This window comes from Amycolatopsis sp. NPDC102522, assembly GCF_055584485.1.
The window spans coordinates 328999-349034 of the sequence record NZ_JBVJLY010000005.1 but is presented as its reverse complement, the minus strand read 5'-3'; the positions used below and the strand labels follow the sequence as shown (position 1 = coordinate 349034).

Here is a 20036-nt window from a genome sequence, read left to right as displayed (position 1 = left end):
TCGGGCGGTAACTGGCATCGTTCTCGGGTGCCACTGGCACCGAGCCAGTATCCGCGCCACAGCGTTGTCGGGAGGCGGGGTGCGGGGCCACGGTGGAGATCGTCTTCGCAAGTTCCAAGCAAGGTGGTGACCCCGTGCGTTTCGATCTCCTCGGCCCCTTCAACGTCGTGCACGACGGACGTCCGGTCGTGCTGCGCGGGGCGACCCAGCGGGCCGTGCTCGCCTATCTCCTGTTGCGCCACAACGAGGTCATCGCCACCAGCACGCTGCTGCAGGCGATCTGGGCGGACGAGATCCCCGCCACCGCGCGCAAGATGGTGCAGAACGCCGTTTCGGGGCTGCGCGCCACGCTGGCCCAGCGGACCGGCGCCGCCGAGCAGGCCATGCTGCTCACCCACGCGCCCGGCTACCTGCTGCGTGTCGACAGCGACCAGGTCGACGTCTCCCGCTTCCGGCGGTTCGCCGCCGACGGCCGGACGGCGCAGGCGGGCGGCGACATCGATCGGGCCGTCTCGGCCTACCGCGACGCGCTCGCGCTGTGGCGTGGCCCGGTGCTCGCCGACCTCACCGAGACCGGCGTGGTGTGGCCCGAACTGGTCGCGCTGGAGGACCAGCGGATCGCCGTCCACGAGGATCTCTTCGGGCTGGAGCTGGACCGGGGACACCACCACGAGGTGCTCACCGACCTGCGCGGGATGGCGGAGGCCAGCCCGAATCGCGAGCGGCTCAACGCCCAGCTCATGACCGCGCTCTACCGCTGCGGCCGTCACGTCGACGCCCTCGAGGTCTACCGCGCGACGCGGGCCAGCCTCGCCGAGGGGCTCGGCCTGGAGCCAGGCAAGGAGCTGCGCGAGCTGGAACGCGCGATCCTCCAGCACGACGAAACCCTGCTCACCCGGCGGCCGGAACCGGCGCCGCGGCCCGAACCCGAGCCGGCGGCCGAGCCCGCCCCGGTGATCGAACCGCTGCCGTTCACGCCCGCCCCGGTGATCGCGCTCCCCCGCACGGAACCCGTCGAAAGCGAGCGGAAGCCGGTCGTCGCGATCGGTGTCGCCCTCGCCGCCACCCCGGACGACGACCCCGAAGAGGCCGTCGAGGTACAGGCGCGGCTGCGGACCATCGTCGAGGAAGAGGCTCTGGCCGCGGGCGCCCATCTGCCCGGGGAATCGGGCCCGGTCGTGCTGGCCCTGTTCGGCCTCCCCCGCACCGGTGACGACGACGCCGTCCACGCGACGCGGACCGCGCTGCGGATCCTCGACCGGCTGGACACGGCCGGGATCGCCACCCAGATCGGCGTCGACAGCGGCGACGTCCTCGTCGAGTTCACCGCCATCGGCCCTCGGCAGGTGGCGGGCCCCGTGCTGGACCGCTGTCTCCGCTCGGCGCTGCGCGCGCCCGAAGGCCGGATCCGGGTGTCGGACGCGGTCCGCGAAGCCTCAGAACCCGCCGTAGTGCACGAAGCGTCCGAAGACTCACCTGGCTGGTGGCACGCCGTTTCCGCCCGCCAGCACCCGGTGGCGGAGCCCGCCGATCCCGGCGGCTTCGCCGGCCGCGAGCACGACCTCGATCTGCTGAGCCACCTTCTCGGTTTCGTCGAGCGCGGCGGCCGCCCGCATCGGGTGACGGTGCTCGGCGAGCCCGGGATCGGCAAGAGCCGGCTCCTCGCCGAGTTCGCCGAGACCCTGTCCGAGCAACCCCGGATCCGGGTGCTGGACGCCGGGGCCGACGTCGCCGAAGCGTTCGCCGTCGTCCCGGGACTGCTCCCCCAGACCGCCTCCCGGCTGCGCACCGAAGGCGGCGACGCGGCGCTTCGGACCGCTGCCGGCGAACTGACCGCCTACGGGCCGCTGGTGGTGCTGGCCGACGACCTGCACCGCGCCGACCTCGAGACCCGGGACTCCGTCGACAGGCTCGGCGAAGCCTGCGCGGGACTGCCGGTCCTCATCGTCGCGTCCGCCCGGCCCGGACTGCTGGAAGCCGAACACGGCGAACGCTGCGGGACGACGGTCAGCCTCGCCCCGCTTTCCGACGACGCCGTCGGCAAACTGCTCGACAAGCTCCTTCCCGGCACCGCCCGGCTCATCCGCGGCAGGCAGGACCTGATCACCAGGATCGGCGGGAATCCCCGGTTCGCGCACGCGTACGCCCAGGGGGTGCACGGCAGGACGTCCCCGTTTCCGGGACTGGGCCAGGCGATGACACCCCCGCTGGTCCGCCGGACGCTCGCCGCGCAGCTCGACAACCTGCCCGCCGCCGAGAAATCCCTCCTGAAGGCGGCCAGCCTCACCGGGGACGCGTTCACCGCCGAGGACGTCGCCGCGGTCTGCGGCCGGGACACCACCGAGATCGAGGGGACGCTGTCCCGGCTCGCGAGCCTCTCGGTGCTGCAGCGCGAAGACGACGACGCCGGCTACACGTTCCGCCGCGCGACGCTGCGGGAGCTGGTCTACCAGCGGATCCCGCGCGCGACCCGCACCGCGCTGCTCCGCCGCCCCGCCGTGCGCCGCGTCGAAGCCCTCGCCTGACGGCTCCGTCCGGGCTCGAAGGCGTGACTCGCGTGATTGAACCCGGAACTCGCGTGATTGAACACGTGACTCGCGTGATTGAAGACAGAACTCGCGTGATCAGACGAGTTTCGTCTCTGATCACGCGAGTCACGTCTCTGATCACGCGAGTCACGTCTCTGGTCACGCGAGTCACGTCTCTGGTCACGCGAGTTACGGGTCTGATCACGCGAGTTCCGGGTCTGGTCACGTGAAAGCCCCCGGTCGCCGAAGCGGCCGGGGGCTGACGTCGTGACCGGGATCAGCCGGTGGGGCGCTGCATCACGTCCGAGGTGTACTTGACCGACGAGGGCTCGTGCCGCGAGGTGAACGGGCACTTCCAGTCCTCTTCGGTCATCCGGCCCGAGAAGTGGCGGGACGGCATCTGGTACTCGTAGGTGGTGAAGCTCGGGTTGACCGAGCCGTTGTTGGTCGTCTCGCGTTTGCGGATCGCGTCCTGCATCGAGAAGAACTTGTCGCCCAGCAACATGAACTGCATCAGCGAGTTGAACGCGATCGCCGGCCGGGGAAAACGGCGGCTCGCCCGGGAAGCGCCAGGGTGCATTCCGACGATGAAGAACGAGTGCCCCGCCACGTGGAAGCCGAAGTTCGGCTCGTCAGGGTCGGACGTCGCGCCTTCGTCGAGGCCGTAGGTCCGGCTGTCGATGTCGTGCATGAGCTGGAGATGGCGCCACAGCAGGCGTTCGTGCTCTTCCTCGTCGAGGATCCCGCCAGGCTCCTCGAAGGTGGAGACGAAGGTGCGAAAACTCTTGTCCGACAACGTGGGCCGGATGTCACGGGCGTAGCCGAGTAAGTCGCGGTAGTGGGCACGCGCCGATTCCGGATCCCCCAGCACCGGGTAGTGGCCGTGGACGATCGAGTCCTTCTTCAACGCCGCGCGAGCGCCGAGGCAGCTGAACTCCGTGGTCTGGATGAACGCTTCGAGCTCCGCTTTCGGGTCGCTCATTTCACTCCGCCTTTCCGGTGCTCCACGGCCGGTCGCCGCCTGCCGGGGAGCCAGTCGAAGGCACGCACGGTGACCGGGCGCGCCGGGACGGCCAGCGCGGCCGCGTGGCCGGCGCCGGCGTCCAGTTCCGTGATCGTCCATTCAGGACGGTCGTCGAGTTCGACTTCACCGCCCGTGAGGGTGAAGGAAGGCCCCGGCAGTCCGGCCAGGCCGGTGCCGTCGACCTTGAGATAGGCCTCCTTGCAGGTCCAGTACCGGAAGAAGGTCAGCGGCTCGCGCACGGCGGCGGCCTCCTCCGGACGCAGCGTCCGCTCGGCGAGGCCGTCGTGGTCGACCTCCCGGACCTCTTCGACGTCGACGCCGACCCGGACCCCGGCGGTGACCGCGACGAGTGCCAGCGTGCCGGAGCGGGACAGGCTGAACTCGATCCCCGTCGTACCGGCCAGAGCCGGGCGGTCACCGTCGCGGGTGAACCGCAGCGTGGTCGGCGCGATGCCCGTGTAGGCGGCGAGGATGTCGCGCAGGGCGACGTGCGAGGCCAGGAACCGGGCCCGTTCCTCGTCCACCGTGATGACCGCCGCCCGGCGCAACTCGTCTTCGGAGAGCGCGCCGAGCAGGCCGTAGGCCTCGGCCGAGCCCGGGGCGAGCACCCGCGCGAGGGGGATCCGCCACACGTGCGCGTGGCCGGGGCGGAGTCGTTCGCCCAGCGCGCCCGAAGGCTGTTTCCAGGCCGGGAACCACTGCGTCGTCATCGGCCCAGCTTCCGGTGGATCACACCCAGCAGCTCCGGTACGCGCTGTTCGAGGTAGAAGTGCCCGCCCGGATAGGTGACCATCGTCGAGTCGGCGGCGAGTTCGAGCCAGGCCGCCAGTTCGTCCAGATCGGCCCGCGGGTCGCGGTCGCCGCCGAACACGGTCAGCGGTACCGGCAGCGGCTCCCCCGGCACGTGCCGGTACGTCTCGTTGACCGCCAGATCGGCCCGCATCATCGGCAGGAACATCGCGAGCAGTTCCCGTTCGCGCCGCAGGACGTCCGGCAGACCGCCGAGAGCGTGCAGTTCGGCGGCGAGCCGTTCGTCGGGCAACGCCCGCAGCTGGAGCCGGGTGTCGGGCAGCTGAGGCGCCGCCCTCCCCGACACGAACAGGTGCTTCGGCAGCGTGGCCCCGCGCTCGGCGAGCCGGCGGGTGAGCAGGTACGCGGTCAGGGCGCCGACGCTGTGGCCGAAGAACGCGAAGTCCCCGGTCAGCGCGTCGCCAAGGCCGTTGATCGCTGCCTCGACAAGGTTTTCGACGTCTTCGTGCGGTGTCTCACGACCGCGTTCGGCCCTGCCGGGCAGCTGGACCGGCAGGACGACCAGGTCGTCGCCCGCCGCGAGGACCCATTCCCGGTAGACCGCCGCGCTCGCGCCGGCGTGCGGGAAACAGAACAGCTTGGTCACCCCGCCCGGCGGGACCCCGCCGGGCAGCCAGGACCGCGCCGTGATCGGTGCGGTCATCGCAGCTCCATCGTCAGATAGGGCGGCGGTGGCTGGATCGTGCTCAGGTCGGACTCCAGGACGAGCCTGTCGCCGTCCCGTGAGATCTCGGAGAAACCCGCGAACGCGTAGGTCACGTACATGACCCTGTTCCGGCCGGTCTCGACGAAGTCCGCGCGCAGCTTCGCGCCGTCTTCCTTCGCCAGCCCCATGATGTGGTTGAGCAGGACCGTGCCGACCCCGCGCGACATCACGCGGCACGACATCAGCATCATCCGCAGATGCCAGGCCTCCGCGCCGCGTTCGGCCAGCGCGAGGCCGATCTTGCCGTAACCACCGTACTTGTCCGAAAGGGACGCGACGAGCAGCACGTGGTCGGGCGAGGTCCGCAGCTCGTCCAGTTCTTCGTAGGAGTAGGTGCGGCCGGTCGAGTTGAGCTGGTTGGTGCGGACGGTCAGTTCCTCGGCCCGCTGCAGATCTTCCCGCTGGGCACGGGCGATCGTGAACTTCATGTCCAAAGTGGACAGGAATTCCTCACTGGTGCCTTCGTGGTCGTGCTCGATCTGCTCACGTACGGCGGCCGCGCGGTAGAGCTCGCGGCGCACCTTCGACTCGTCGGTGACGAACTTGGGCCGGAACTCCTCCGACGCCAGGGTCTCCCCCAGGTCCGCGACGTCGACGGTCTTGACCGACGGCAGCGCGTGCGCGACCTCCTCCAGTTCGAAGGGCTGGTCGTCGACGAAGGCGATCGCGTCGAGGCCGATGTTGAGCGCCTTCGCGATCCTTTCCACCGAGCCGGATTTGGGGTTCCAGCTGATCTGCGGGTACAGGAAGTACTCGTCGAGCCCGGCCGCCTTCAGCCGCGCCATCGCCGCTTCGTGGTCGTTGCGGCTGGCCACCGAATGCAGCACGCCCAGTTCGTCGAGCCGCTGGATCTCCGCGACCACTTCGGGGCGCACGGTGACCTCGCCGTCTTCGAGCAGGGTCCCGTCCCACACCGTGTTGTCCAGGTCCCACACCACGCATTTGATGCGGCCCCGCTGGGGTTTCTCCAAGATCTCGGTCATCCCGACACCTCCCGGTAGGCCTCGTCCGCGATGGTCAGCTCCTGGATCTGGGTGCTGCCCTCGATGATCTCCATGACTTTCGCGTCGCGGTACAGCCGGGCCACCGGGTAGTCGGGGCCGCAGCCGTTCGCGCCGTGGATCTGGACCGCGTCCGAAGCCGCCTTGGCCGCGGCCGTGGACGCGAAGTACTTGGCCACCCAGGTCGCCATGATGGTCGCCGGGTCGCCCGCGTCCTTGAGCCGTCCCGCCTTCTCGCACAGCAGGCGAGCGGCGTCGCGCGCGGTGACCATTTCGCTGATCTTGGCGCGGATCTGCGGCAGATCCCGCAGCAGCCCGCCGCCCGCCGAACGCGCCGACGTGTAGGCGGCCGACGCGGCCAGCGCCGCCCGCACGATCCCGACCGAACCGCACGCCACGCTGTAGCGCCCGAGGTCGAGCGCGCCGGTCATCACCGTGCCCGCGGCCCAGCCCGGCGGGCCGACCAGCGCGGACGGGTCGAGCCGGACGTCGTCGAACTCGATGGTCGCCAGCATGCTCGCCGTGGTGCCGAGCATGTGCCGGACCGGGGTCACGCGGACTCCCGGATGGTCCGACGGGACCAGGAACGCGCTCATCCCGGTGGCCGTGCCGGCAAACACCAGCAGCAGCCCGGCGACCTGGCCGCCGGTGATCCAGGTCTTGCGCCCCCGCAGCGTCCAGACGCCGTTCTCGGCGGCCGCCACGGTCCCCGCGGCCGTCGAGTCGCTGCCGCTGAAATCCGGTTCCGTCAAGCAGAAAGCGCCCAGCGTGGCGCCTTCGGACAGTACGGGCAGCCAGCGCTCGCGCTGCTCGTCGTCGCCCCAGCGCTGCACGGTCGCGGTCACCATGGTGTGCACGGTGAGCAGGCTCCGCAGCGACGAACAGCCGCGGCCGACCTCCTCGTGCAGCCGCCCGAGGGTGACCATGTCCAGCCCGGCGCCGCCCGCCTCGACGGGCAGGAACGGGGCCCACAGGCCCAGTTCCCCGACCCGCCGCAGCACGTCACCGGGGATGTTCTCCGCCCGGTCCCACGCGTCCGCGTGCGGGCAGACCTCCTCGTCGACGAAACGCCCGACCACCTCGACTTCCGGCGTTTCGGGCCGTGTCCTCGCCCTCACGTCTTTCTCCCCGTTCAGTGCGCGGCCGCGGCGGTGCGCCGCTCGACCAGCTCGGTCATCCGCGTGACGGCGCGGAAGTTGTCCAGCTTCAGTTCTTCGTTGGGGATCCGCGTGGCGAACGCCTTCTCGATGAACATGACCAGCTCCATCGCGAACAGCGAGTTCACGAAACCCAGTGCGAAGATGTCCTGTTCGTCGGTGAACGACAGGCTGGGGAACTTCGCCCCGATGAAGGCGCGGATCTCGCCGCGGACGTCCTGCGACATGGTGGATGCCTTTCTTGTCAAAGGGAGGTGGTCAGCCGCTGTAGTTGTAGAAACCCTTGCCGCTCTTGCGGCCGTGCAGTCCGGCCGCGGTCATCTGCTTGAGCAGCGGGCAGGGCCGGTACTTGCTGTCGTTGAACTCGTCGTAGAGCACCTCGACGCTGTACAGGATCGTGTCGACGCCGATCAGGTCGGCGGTCTCGAGCGGGCCCATCGGATGCCCGAAGCAGCCGCGGAACACCTCGTCGACCGTCTCCGCGTCCGCGACTCCTTCGTGGACGAGGAAAGCGGCCTCGTTGACGGTGAGCATGAGCACGCGGTTGGAGACGAACCCGGAGGCGTCGTTGACCGGGATCGGCTTCTTCCCCATCGACAGCAGCAGCTCGCGGACGATGTCCTTGGTGGACTCGCTGGTGTGGTAGCCGGGAATGAACTCGCAGGAGGCCTTCATCGGCACGGGGTTCATGAAGTGGACGCCCATCACCTTGTCCTGGCGCTGGGTGAGCGCGGCTACCTTGGTGATCGGGATGGCGGAGGTGTTGACGACGAACACCGTGTCGGCTTTGCAGGCCTCGTCGAGTTTCGGGTAGAGGCGGGACTTCAGGTCCCAGTTCTCGGTGATGTTCTCGATCACCACCTCGGCCTCGGCGAGGAGTGCGAGTTCGGTGCCGAAGGTGATCCGGCCGAGCACCGCGGCCGCGTCGATCTCCGGACCGCCGAGCATGCGGCTCATCCGGCATTCGAGTTCGATCCGGTCGCGGGCGTCGGCCAGCTTGCCCGGGTCGACGTCGACGAGTACGGCCTCGTGGCCGCTGGTGGCGAGATTCTGCGCGACCCCGGTGCCCATCACACCGGCGCCGACGACTCCGACGAGGGTCATCGTTCCTCCTTGGCTGCGTTGCTCGTGGTCAGGTCCAGCACGCCGTCGAGCCGGCCGTGGGCGGTCCGCACCGCGTCGGCGCCGCCGGGGTGCTCTTCGGCGAACACGACGGTCGCGCCCAGTTCGGCGCCCAGCCGGGCGGCCAGATCCCGGGCGGTGACGTCCAGTTCGCCTTCGATCAGGTAGACCGGCCGGGCGGACCGGGCGCCGAGCGCGATGTCGGCGGCGGCCTGGGTCGGCTCGATCCAGTAGCGGTCGCGCTGGAACGGATAACCGGGCAACGTGGTCTTCCGCGGGTCACGGCCGTCGTGATAGGCCCGCCAGTCGATGTCCGCCCCGGAGAGCCAGGCCCGGCCGAGCGCTTCGGTGAGCACGGCCGTGTCCTGGCGGGGGTCGGCCTCGCCGGGCAGGGTGGGTACCAGCAGCGGCCACGAGGTCTGCGGGAAATCGGGGTGACCGCGGAACATCGAGCCGAGCGATTGCCCGGCTCCCAGCTCCAGCAACACGGTATCCGGGGAAGTACTGGCAAGATGCTCGATCATCGCGGCGAACCGCACGGGACGGCACATGTGCTCGGCCCAGTACCCGGGATCGTTGAGCTGCTTCGCGGTGATCGGCGCGCCGGTGACGTTCGACAGGTAGGGCACTTCGGGCTCGCGCGGGGTGAGGTTCTTCCGTGCCCAAGCGGTCAGTTCGGCGGCGGCGGGGCGCAGGGCACGCGAGTGGAAGGCGTGGGTCGTGCGCAGCGGCCGGGCCGGGACGCCGTGTTCGGCGAGCGCGGCGGCCAGCTTCTCGACGCCGTCGCCCGAGCCGGACACCACGATCATCCGCGGCCCGTTCAGCGCGGCGACGTCGACGCCGAACGCGGTCACGTCGCCCACCAGCGCGGTGAGTTCGGCGGCGCCCAGCGGGATCGCGGCCATCGTGCCTTCGGGCAGCTTCTCGATCAGCTTCGCGCGGGTGGCCACCAGCGCGGTGGCTTCTTCGAGCGTCAGGGCGCCCGCGAGCGTCGCGGCGGCGAACTCGCCGACGCTGTACCCGGCGAGCACGGAGGGCTGGAGACCCCAGACGCGCAGGAGGCGGCCGAGCGCGTAGCCGAGGGTGAACACGGCGGGCTGGGTGATGGACGGCGACGCGTCCTCGGCATCGGTCGCGCGGCCCAGCAACCGGGCCAGATCCCCGCCGTCGGAACCGCGAGCGCCGTGCAAGCTCGCCGTCGGGTCCGTGCCGAGATGAGACTTGAAGAGCGCGGCGCATTCGTCGACGGCGGCCCTGAACTCCGGCTCGCTTTCGTAGAGGCCACCGGCCATGCCGCGGTACTGCTCGCCGACCCCGGCGAGCAGGAAGCCCGCCTTCCTCGGCTTCGAGTCCGCTTCGGCGACCACCCGGGTCTCGGACGCGAACGCGTCGGCGGCGTCGTCCACAGAGGACACGACCGTCATCCGCCGGTGCTCGAACGCCTTCCGCCCGTTGTGCAGCGTGTAGGCGACGTCGGCGAGATCTGTCCATTCAGGACTGTCGGCGGCGAGCCTGCCGGTCATCGCGTCGGCCGCTTCGGGAGTCCGCGCGGACCACGCGAGCAGCTGGTACGGCCGGGCCGCGGGGCGCTCCGGGAAGTCCTCCGGCGCTTCCTCGATGACGACGTGGGCGTCGGTGCCGCCGAAGCCGTACGCGCTGACCCCGGCCAGCCGGGGCCGCTCACCACGCGGCCAGTCGGTCAGTTCCGTCGGCACGACGAGTTTGTCACCACTGTGGGCCAGCTGCGGGTTGGGCTTCTCGAAGTTGACCGCGGGCGGCTGTTTCTCGTGGTGCAGCGCCAGCGCGGCCTTGATCAGCCGGGCGATGCCGCCCGCCTGGTTGATGTGCCCGAGGTTCGCGTCGATCGAGCCGAGCGTGATGCGCTCGACGTCGTCGACGTCGAAGATCTTCTGCAGCGCCGAGATCTCGGCGACGTCGCCGAACGGAGTGCCCAAAGTGGACACTTCGATGTGGTCGATCTCGGCGGGTTCGACGTCGGCGGCGGCCATCGACTCGGCGACGACGGCGGCCTGGCCGGGCACGCCCGGCAGGTTGAACCCCTGCCGCGCGCGGTTGCCCTCGTGGTGGATGGCCCAGCCGCGGATCACCGCGTAGACCCGGTCGCCGTCGGCCAGCGCGTCGTCCAGCCGCCGCAGTACGACGACACCGAGACCGTTGCCGGGGACCTTGCCGTTGGCGCCCGCGTCGAGGATCCGGTTGATCCCGTCGGGGGCGAACCGGCTGCCCTCGCGGTAGAGGTAGCCCGGTTCCTGGGGCACGACAACGGAAACCGAGCCGGAGACCACGAGGTCGGACTCACCGGTGAGCAGGCTGGAGCAGCCCTGCGCGACGGCGGCGAGCGCGGTCGAGCTGCAGCTCTGGACACTGATCGACGGGCCGGTCAGGTCGAGCGCGTACGACAGCCGGGACGCGATCAGGTCCTTCTCGTTCTGCAGGATCAGCTGGTCCGGACCGACGGTCAGCGCGGTGACGTCGTTCGACAGCAGATTCGACAGCAGGTAGGTGCTCGGGGCACCGCCGGCGAACACGCCCGCCAGTCCTTCGATCCGGTCCGGGTCGACGCCCGCGTCCTCCAGCGCGTGCCACGCGCATTCGAGGAACAGCCGGTGCTGCGGGTCGAGCAGCTCGGCGTCTGTCCGGTTGTAGCCGAAGAAGTCGGCGTCGAAGCGGTCGATCCCGGGCAGCAGACCGGCCGCGGGGACGAACGCGGGATCGTCGGCCACTTCGGCGGGGACGCCCGCGGCGAGCAGTTCGGCGCGGGTCATCCGGGTGATGCCGTCGCGGCCGGCGCACAGGTCGGCCCAGAACTTGCCGATGTCGGGGGCGCCGGGGAAGTTCCCGGCCATGCCGACGATCGCGATGTCGTCGCCGGTGTCCCGTTCTCGCGTGGTCATGGGGTGGTTCACCTTCCGGTCCGGCTCGGGCGCTTGCGGAGCTTCGCGGTGCGGGCGCGGCGACGTTCGCCGCGGGCGGAGACGTCTTCGGCGGGTTCGGCGGCCACCTGCGGCGCGCCGGGTTCACCGAGGAGCGTGACGAATTCGGCGATGGTCGGCTTCTCGAAGAGGCTCGCCGGCGCCAGTTCGACGCCGAACTCCTTGGCGACGCGGCCGATCAGCACGAGGCCGATCAGCGAAGTGCCGCCGAGGTCGAAGAACGGGTCGTGCACGCCGACCTCTTCCAGGCCGAGGCAGTCGCACCAGGCGGCGGCGACGCGCACTTCCGCCGGGGTGCGCGGGGCGACGTACGCGGTGCGCAGTTCGGGCCGCGGGTACCGCTCCCCGGTGGGGATCGCGGCGTCGGCGCCGACCAGCGCGTCGACCGAACCCATCCGGGCGAGCGCGGCCAGCACGTCGGTCAGCGGCAGCGGCAGCACCGTCACCAGCGGCTCGCCGGAGGCGACGATCCGCGAGAGCAGTTCGGTGCCTTCCTCGGCGCCGATGCCGAATTCCTCGCGGAACTTGCGGGAGCCCTCCTGTGCCTCGGCGGACCCCGAGAGCCCGGACGACGTCCAGGCGTCCAGCTGCCAGGGGCCCCACGCGACCGACACGACCTGTTTCGCCGGACCACGTCCCCCCGCCGAGGCCGACGCGACCCCGTCGAGGAAGGCGTTGGCCGCCGAGTAGTCGATCTCGCCGACGCCGACGGTGAGCGTCACCGTCGAGGAGTACAGGACCAGCAGGTCGACCGGTTCGACGCGCAACGCGTCGGTCAGGGCGAGGGTGCCGTCGATCTTCGGCGCCAGCACCGCGGCCGCCTGCTCGCGGGTCTTGTTCTGCAGCAGGCCGCCACCGGCGATCCCGGCCGCGTGCACGACGCCGTCGAGGTAGCCGAAGTAGCCACGCACTTCCGCCAGCAACGCGGCAGCCTCGCCGGGGGCGCTGACGTCAGCGCGCAGAGTCAGGACGTCGGCACCGAGGGCACGCAGGTCCCGCACCGCCAGCAGCACTTCGCTCGTGCGGTCGTCGACGCCGTGGTCGCGGATCCAGTCGTCCCAGGTTTCCTCCGGCGGCAGCTCGGAACGGCCTGCCAGCGCGAGATTCACGCCCAGCGGCGCGAGCCGCCTGGCCAGCGCCAGGCCGAGAACACCGAGCCCACCGGTGATCAGGTAGGTCCCGCCGGGCTTCCAGGCCAGCGCGTCGTCGGTCTCGGGCAGCTCGACGACGTCGAAGCCGCGCAGCCAGCGCCGTCCGCCGCGCCAGGCGGCGACGGCGACCCCGTCGACCGTGTCCGATTTGGACACAGGGGACGCCGCCAGCAGGTCGAGTTCGTGTGTGGCTTGGGTGACGCGGTCGCCGGTGCGGTCGAAGTCCGCGTACTGCGCGTGGACCGACGGGTACTCGGCGGCGATCGCGTCGGCTGTCGCGGCGATGGTCGGGGCGAAGGCGTCGGTGGCGTCGCCGCCGAGGACGTCGAAGCCGCCGTGTCCCAGCGCGAGCAGGTCGACCCGGCGACCGGCGCATTCGGCGCCGATGGCCTTGCCGAGTTCCAAGAGGCTGTAGAAGCCGGATTCGAGGCCACTGGCGGTGAGCCCGAGGGCGTGCACGATCCGGAGCGGACCGTCCCCGGCGAGCACCTGGCGCGTGATCTCGGAGGCGACCGTGACGCGGTGTCCGGCGGCCTCCGCCACGGCCGCGAAGTCGTCGGCGAACGAGCCCGGCTCGGCGAACAGGACCAGGTCACCCGGTGTCGCGGGCACCCGGCGGGTGCTGTCCCGGCGCCACGTCGGCGTGTGCGCGGCCAGCCCGTCACGGACCGGTGTCTCCGGCTGCGGCTCACCGGCGGACATCTGCGACAGCGACCAGCCGCCACCGCGAGAAGCGACCTCCGGCCAGTACCGGGTGCGCTGGAAACGGTAGCCGGGCAGGGAAACGAACCGGCGGTCCGGTCCGGCGCCCTCCGCCCAGCCGATCTGGACGCCGTGCTCCCAGAGCGCGCCGAGCGCGGTCAGCCAAGCCCGTCGTCCGGCCCCGGGCACCGGCTCCGGCAACAGCGAGACGACCGGCGTCTGCGGCAGGTAGCGGCCGGCCGCCACGGCGCCGTCGTCACCGAGTCCGGCTTCGACCAGCACACCGGCGTACTTGGCCAGCGCCAGCAGGCCGTCTTCGAAGCGCTCGTCCGCGATCCTCCAGTGCGCCGGGTCGGCGGCCTCGGCTGCGGTAAGCACGGTGCCGGTGCGCGGCGAGATCACCGGCACCGTCGGGGTTCCCGCCTGCGGAACGGGTCCACCGAGCGCGAGTTCGAGGCCTTCGGCGAGGCCGAACAGCCCGCCCGCGACGGCGGCGACGCATTCGCCGGTCCCGCGTCCGAGCAGCACGGCCGGTTCGAGACCCCACGCTGTCAGCAGCCGGGTGAAGGCGTACTCGACGGCGAAGACCACGGCCCGTTCGTCGGCCTGGGCCATGCCGTAGAGCGCGCCGAGCAGATCGACGCGGCCGTCCAGCAGAGCCGCGCATTCGTCGATCGCGGCACGGAACGCGAGTTCGGTGCGGTACAGCTCGTCGGTGGTGCCCTGCCACGCGCGGCGGGTGCCGGGCAGCAGCAGGCCGAAGCGCCGCTTGTCGGTGACGACCTCGCCGCCGGTGACCGCGCGCAGGGCTGCGACGGCGTCGGTGTGATCGCGCACCAGCACCGCCTTGCGAAGCGAGAGCGCGCTACGCCCGGCCTGGGTGGTGAAGGCGACGTCAGCCAGTTCTCCGGTCAGGTTTTCGGCCAGCGCCTCCGCGTTGGCGCGCAGACCGGCTTCGCTCTGGCCGGAAACCGTGAACAGCTGCCAGTCCGGGCCCGGGGCGGGCATCGGAGCGGGCGCGGCCTGGTCGAGGACGAAGTGCACGTTCGAGCCGGACCAGCCGAAGGAGCTGACACCCGCACGCAGGATCCCGTCGCGGTTGGCTGGGAACGGCCGCGCGGCGGGGACCGGGCGCACCGTGCCGTCCACGGTGACCACCGAGTTCGGCGTGCTCATGTGCAGGTTGCCCGGCAGGGTGCCGTTTTCCAGCGACAGCACGGTTTTGATCAGCCCGGCCATACCGGCCGCGGCGAGCGTGTGGCCGACGTTCGTCTTGACCGCGCCGACGTAGAGCGGCTCCGGCGCGTTCCGCTCGCCGAAGATCTCGCCGAGCGCGGTGAACTCGATCGCGTCGCCGAGCTGCGTGCCGGAGCCGTGCGCCTCGACGAAGCCGATCTCGTCGGGGGTGACGCGAGCGTCGGCGAGCGCCGCGCGGATGACCGCGTTCTGCGCCGCGCGGTTGGGTGCGGTGAGCCCGTTGCTGCGGCCGTCCTGGTTGGTCGCGGTGCCGCGGATGACCGCGCGGGTCCGCCTGCCAGGGCCGACCTCGCCCGCCCGGCGGAGCACGACGACACCGCCCCCCTCGCCGATGACGTAGCCGTCGGCGCTCTCGTCGAAGGTCTTGGTACGGCCGTCGACGGCGAGCATGCTCATCTTGCAGGACTGGATGAAGACGTCCGGGTTGATCATCGCCGACGCGGCGCCGACGATCGCGATGTCGCATTCTCCGCGTCGGAGGCTCTGCACGGCCAGATGCGCCGCGCTCAGCGCCGACGAGCAGGCGGTGTCCACGGTCAGGCAGGGCCCGCGCAGGTCGAGCAGATGCGCGATACGCCCGGCGGCGGCGGAAAGCGAGCTGCCGAGGCCGAAGTAGGGGTCGTCGGCCGCGTCCATGCCGTCGGCTTCGAGCTGCCGCATGCTGTACTGCATGGTGTCGATCAGCCCGGCGAACACGCCGGTGCGGCTGCCGCGCAGTTCGTCGGCGGTGAGCCCGGCGTCCTCGATGCCTTCCCACACCAGCTCCATGAGCAGCCGGAAGGTCGGGTCGAGCCGCCGTGCTTCCTGCGGCGAGAGGCCGAAGAACGCCGCGTCCCAACCGGCGATGTCGTCGACGAACGCGCCCTGCTGCGTGTACGCCTTGCCCGGCGAGGTGCGGTCGGGGTCGTAGTAGTCGGCGGCGGTCCAGCGGTCCGGCGGGACCTCGCGGACCAGATCCTTGCCCTGGACGAGGTTCTGCCAGAACTTCTCCGGGGTGTCGCTGCCGCCGGCGAAGCGGCAGGAGAGGCCGACGACGGCGACGTCCTGGCCCGCGGCGGCCGGTCCGGTGACGACGGTCCGCGTCTCCCGCACGGCCGGGGTGAGCGCGGCCAGCAGGTGGGCGGCGAGCGCGGCCGGGGTCGCGTGGTCGAACACCATCGTCGGCGGGAGCGCGAGCCCGGTCTCGGTGTTGATCCGGCCGCGCAGTTCGATGGCGGTGAGCGAATCGATGCCCAGTTTGGTGAACTGCTGCCCGGCCGGGACACCGTCGGTGTGCCCGAGCACGGCTGCGGTGTGGGTCAGGACCAGTTCGGTGATGACGCGTTCGCGTTCGGCCTCGGGCAGTCCGGCGAGCCGGATCCGCCACGCGTCGGCGGCTTCCGCGCCCTCGGCGGCCTGCGCGGCTTCGGCCTCGGCGATGGCGACGACCTCGGGAAGATCGGCCAGCAGCGGGCTCGGGCGCAGCGCGGCGAACGGCGGGGCGAACTTCTCCCAGGTCAGCTCGGCGACGGTCAGCGCGGTCTCGTCACGGTCCAGCGCCTGGCCGAGCGCGACCAGACCGGTCTCCGGCGCCATGGCCGGGACGCCGAGTCCGCTGAGCATCTCGTCGAGGTCCGCGCCGACACCCATGCCGACCTTGCCCCAACGGCCCCACGCGATCGACGTCGCGGGCAGGCCGTTCGCGCGGCGCCGCTGTGCGACAGCTTCGAGGTACGCGTTCGAGGCGCCGTAAGCGCTCTGGACCGCGTTGCCGATGGAGGCGGCGATCGAGGAGAACAGCACGAAGGCGTCGAGGTCGAGGCCTTCGGTCAGCTCTTCGAGGTTGCGCGTCCCGGCGACCTTCGGGCGCAGGACGTCGGCGTAGCGCGTGCGGTCCATCGACTCGATGAGGCCGAGTTCGAGGACGCCGGCGAGGTGGAAGACCGCGCGGAGGTCGTCGCGGATCGGCTCGATGACGGCCGCGAGGGCGTCCTTGTCAGCGACGTCGCAGGCGGCGATGGTCACCCGATCGCCTGCCAGGTCGGCCGCACCGGGCGCGGTTTCTCCTTGGCGTGAAACGAGAACGACGTGCTCGGCGCCGTGTTCGACCAGCCACCGGGCGACGATCCCGCCGAGGCCGCCGGTACCGCCGGTGACGAGCACGGTGCCGCGCGGCTGCCAGGACCGTTCGGCCTCGGCGGGTTCGGCGTGGGCGAGCCGCCTGCCGAAGGCTCCGGTGGCCCGGACGGCGACCTGGTCCTCACCACGAGGGCCGGTGAGGACGCCGCGCAGGAGGGCGACGGTCCGCTCCCCCGGCTCGGCCGGGACGTCGACGAGACCGCCCCACGCCTGCGGGTTCTCCAGGGCCGCCGCGCGGCCGAAGCCCCACAGCTGGGCCTGGGCGGGTGAGTCGGGCGCGTCGTGGGCGCCGGTCGAGACCGCGCCGCGGGTGAGCGTCCACAGTGGACCTTGTGGATCGTGGGCGGCCAGCTCCCGGACCAGCGCCATGGTGGCTTCGGCGCCGAACGACAGTCCGTCGGTCTCGGTCTCGTCGAGCGCCAGCAGGGACAGGATGCCGTCGAAGGACTCGTTCGGCAGCTCCACGCGATCGGGGTGCTCCACGACCAGCCGCCGCACTTCGGCACCGGACAAGGTCTCAAGAGCGGTCTCGATCCACGGGTGGTCCTGGGCCGACGTGACGAGAAGCCAGCGTCCGGTCGCCGTGGTCGTCGCGGGAGTGAAGGGCTGCCAGCGGACGTGGTAGGCCAGCGACGTCGCTTCGGCCGCCAGCGAACGGGCGCGGCGGTAGCGCGACAACGCGGGCAGGACCGTGCCGAGCGGCGCTTCGACGTCGGACAGCTTCAGTTCGGCGGCGAACTCGCCGACGTCGCCGGACTCGACGACCGACCAGAACCGTCCGTCCTCGGCGGCGACCACGTCCGCGCCCGGGTCTTCCAGCCAGAAACGCTTGCGCTGGAAGGGATACGTCGGCAGCGTGACGATCCGCGCGCCGCTGCCACCGAGGTAGGCGGACCAGTCGACGCGGGCGCCGTGCGCGTGGATGAGGCCCAGCGCGGCGACGAGCGTGGCGGCCTGGTCGCGGTCCTTGCGCTGGGTCGCGGCAAAGACTGCGCCGTCGGGGAGGACCGAACGGCCCATCGGGGTGAGAGCCGCGTCCGGGCCGAGTTCGAGGAACGTCGTGACGCCCTGACCGTGCAGGGTTTCCACCGCGTCGGCGAACCGGACGGTGCCGCGGACGTGCTCGGCCCAGTACTCCGGATCGGTGAGCCTGTCGGCGGTCTCGCCGGTCAGCGTCGAGACGACCGGGATCGTGGGCTCGCGGTAGGTCAGGGTCCGCGCGACGGCTGCGAACTCGGCCAGCATCGGCTCCATCAGCGCCGAGTGGAAGGCGTGGGACACCGAAAGACGGGTCGTGCGACGGCCCGGGAAGCGTTCGGCGACGGCGGTGGTCGCGGCTTCGGCGCCGGACAGGACGACCGCGCGCGGGCCGTTGACCGCCGCGAGCGCGACGTCGGCCGACAGGTACGGGCGGACCTCGTCCTCGGTCGTCTCCAGTGCGATCATCGCGCCGCCCTCGGGCAGCGCCTGCATCAACCGGCCACGGGCCAGGACCAGCTTCGCCGCGTCCTCAAGGGAAAGCACCCCGGCGACGTGCGCGGCGGCGATCTCACCGACCGAGTGGCCGGCGAGGAAGTCCGGGCTGACGCCCCAAGAGGTGACGAGGCGGAAGAGCGCGACCTCGAACGCGAACAGGGCGGGCTGGGCGAATTCGGTGCGGTCGAGCCGGGCGGCGTCGGTGCCGAACACGACGTCCCGCACGCCGGGAAGGTGCGCGCAAGCCGCGTCGAAGGCCTCGGCGAACACCGGGAAGCACTCGTGGAGACGGCGGCCCATGCCGAGCCGCTGCGAACCCTGACCGGTGAACAGCACGGCCAGCCGTCCGGCGGTGTCGCTGCCGGTGATCGTGCCCGCTTCGCCGCCCGCGAGGGCGCGGAGACCGGCGGCCAGCTCGGCGCGATCCGCCCCGGTGATGACCGCGCGGTGCTCCATCCCGGCGCGAGTGGTGGCGAGGGAAAGCGCGACGTCGACCGGCTCGGCGCCGGATTCGTCCACAGTGGACAAGAGTGCGGCCGCCTGCGCGCGGACAGCGGCGGGCGAGGCGCCCGACAGCACGTACGGAACCACCGGCGGCGCCACGATCTCGCGGTCCGCCGCGGGCTCTTCGGACGGCTGTTCGAGGATGACGTGCGCGTTGGTGCCGCTGATCCCGAACGACGACACACCCGCACGGCGCGGCCGGTCCGTCGCGGCCCACGGGCGGGGTTCAGCGAGCAGTTCCACCGAGCCCGCCGACCAGTCCACGTGCGGGGACGGCGCGTCGACGTGCAAAGTCGCGGGCAGTGTGGCGTGGCGCATCGCCTCGACCAGTTTGACGATCCCGGCGAGTCCGGCGGCGGCCTGCGTGTGGCCGATGTTGGACTTCACCGAACCCAGCCACAGCGGCGTTTCGCGGTCCCGGCCGTAGGTGGCCAGCAGGGCTTGCGCCTCGATCGGGTCACCCAGCGCGGTACCGGTGCCGTGCGCCTCGACGACGTCCACAGTGGACGCCTCGACACCGGCGTTCGCCAGCGCGGCGCGGATCACGCGCTGCTGCGACGGGCCGTTCGGGGCGGTCAGGCCACTGGACGCGCCGTCGGAGTTGACCGCGCTGCCGCGGACGAGCGCGAGGACCGGGTGACCGTGGCGGCGCGCGTCGGAAAGGCGTTCCAGCACCAGCATCCCGGCGCCCTCGGCCCAGTTCGTGCCGTCGGCGGCGGCCGCGAACGGTTTGCAGCGGCCGTCCGGCGCGAGCCCCCGCTGCCGCGAGAACTCGACGAACGCGCCCGGCGTCGCCATCACCGTGACCCCGCCGGCCAGCGCCAGCGAGCACTCCCCCGACCGCAGCGCGCGGGCGGCGAGGTGGACCGCGACCAGCGAAGACGAGCACGCCGTGTCGATCGACACCGACGGCCCTTCGAGGCCGAGCGCGTAGGAGACACGGCCGGACACGACGCTGCCGGAGGTGCCGATGCCGAGGTAGCCCTCGTGTTCCTCGGGCAGCGCTGTCAACCGCGACGCGTAGTCGGTGAACCCGACGCCGGCGAATACTCCGGTGGCACTGCCCTTGAGCGAATGCGGATCGATCCCGGCCCGCTCGACGGCCTCCCACGCCGTCTCCAGCAGCAACCGCTGCTGCGGGTCGGTCGCCTCGGCCTCCCGGGGCGAGATGCCGAACAGCTCGTTGTCGAACTCCGCGGCGTCGTGCAGGAAGCCGCCCTCGCGGACGTAGCTGGTGCCGGGGACGGACGGGTCGAGGTCGTGGATCGCGTCGGTGTCCCAGCCGCGGTCGGCGGGGAACGGCGAGATCGCGTCGCCGCCGCCGTCGATGAGTTCCCACAGCTGTTCCGGGGTGCGGACGCCGCCGGGGAACCGGCAGCTCATCGCGACGATCGCGATGGGCTCGGTCTCCTTCTCCCGCGCGTCCGCCAGCTCACGGCGGCTCTCCCGCAGGTCGGCCGCCATCCGCTTGAGGTAGTCGACGTACTGCTCTTCCGAAGGCATGGGTCACGGCTCCTGAGTGTCTG

10 protein-coding genes are annotated in these 20036 nt (G+C 71.5%); 1 reads left to right on the top strand and 9 read right to left on the bottom strand.

The window, feature by feature from the left end; genetic code table 11:
• Positions 1-134 precede the first annotated feature (134 nt).
• A complete protein-coding gene (locus tag ACZ6YV_RS16585) occupies positions 135-2525 on the top strand; it encodes a BTAD domain-containing putative transcriptional regulator (protein ID WP_465510389.1) in 2391 nt (796 codons plus the stop codon).
• A 280-nt stretch (positions 2526-2805) separates the two neighbouring features.
• Here ACZ6YV_RS16585 and gntA read toward each other — a convergent pair whose 3' ends face one another.
• The 9 genes from gntA to ACZ6YV_RS16540 are packed head-to-tail and all read right to left on the bottom strand — an operon-like array spanning position 2806 to position 20013.
• The gene (gene gntA / locus ACZ6YV_RS16580) at positions 2806-3510 is read right to left on the bottom strand and encodes a guanitoxin biosynthesis heme-dependent pre-guanitoxin N-hydroxylase GntA (protein WP_465510388.1); all 705 of its coding nucleotides are present in this window, start codon (positions 3508-3510) and stop codon (positions 2806-2808) included.
• A complete protein-coding gene (locus ACZ6YV_RS16575; protein WP_465510387.1) occupies positions 3507-4262 on the bottom strand; it encodes a 4'-phosphopantetheinyl transferase family protein in 756 nt (251 codons plus the stop codon). Before ACZ6YV_RS16575 ends, gntA begins: the two co-directional genes overlap by 4 nt.
• Positions 4259-5005, bottom strand: coding sequence for a thioesterase II family protein (locus ACZ6YV_RS16570; RefSeq protein WP_465510386.1), 747 nt, complete (start codon positions 5003-5005; stop codon positions 4259-4261). The genes ACZ6YV_RS16575 and ACZ6YV_RS16570 overlap by 4 nt, the downstream gene beginning before the upstream one ends.
• Positions 5002-6051, bottom strand: a complete 1050-nt coding sequence (locus ACZ6YV_RS16565) for an HAD-IIIC family phosphatase (protein WP_465510385.1) — start codon at positions 6049-6051, stop codon at positions 5002-5004. Before ACZ6YV_RS16565 ends, ACZ6YV_RS16570 begins: the two co-directional genes overlap by 4 nt.
• A complete protein-coding gene (locus ACZ6YV_RS16560) occupies positions 6048-7187 on the bottom strand; it encodes an acyl-CoA dehydrogenase family protein (RefSeq protein ID WP_465510384.1) in 1140 nt (379 codons plus the stop codon). The genes ACZ6YV_RS16565 and ACZ6YV_RS16560 overlap by 4 nt, the downstream gene beginning before the upstream one ends.
• Before the next feature lie 14 nt (positions 7188-7201).
• Positions 7202-7453 (bottom strand): acyl carrier protein, encoded by a 252-nt coding sequence (locus ACZ6YV_RS16555; protein ID WP_378238915.1) that lies wholly within the window; start codon positions 7451-7453, stop codon positions 7202-7204.
• Positions 7454-7484: 31 nt separating this feature from the next.
• Positions 7485-8330, bottom strand: a complete 846-nt coding sequence (locus ACZ6YV_RS16550; protein WP_465510383.1) for a 3-hydroxyacyl-CoA dehydrogenase family protein — start codon at positions 8328-8330, stop codon at positions 7485-7487.
• The gene (locus ACZ6YV_RS16545) at positions 8327-11263 is read right to left on the bottom strand and encodes a type I polyketide synthase (RefSeq protein ID WP_465510382.1); all 2937 of its coding nucleotides are present in this window, start codon (positions 11261-11263) and stop codon (positions 8327-8329) included. The genes ACZ6YV_RS16550 and ACZ6YV_RS16545 overlap by 4 nt, the downstream gene beginning before the upstream one ends.
• Positions 11264-11271: 8 nt before the next feature.
• Positions 11272-20013: a type I polyketide synthase gene (locus ACZ6YV_RS16540; protein WP_465510381.1), complete on the bottom strand. Its 8742-nt coding sequence runs from the start codon at positions 20011-20013 to the stop codon at positions 11272-11274.
• Positions 20014-20036: the final 23 nt, after the last annotated feature.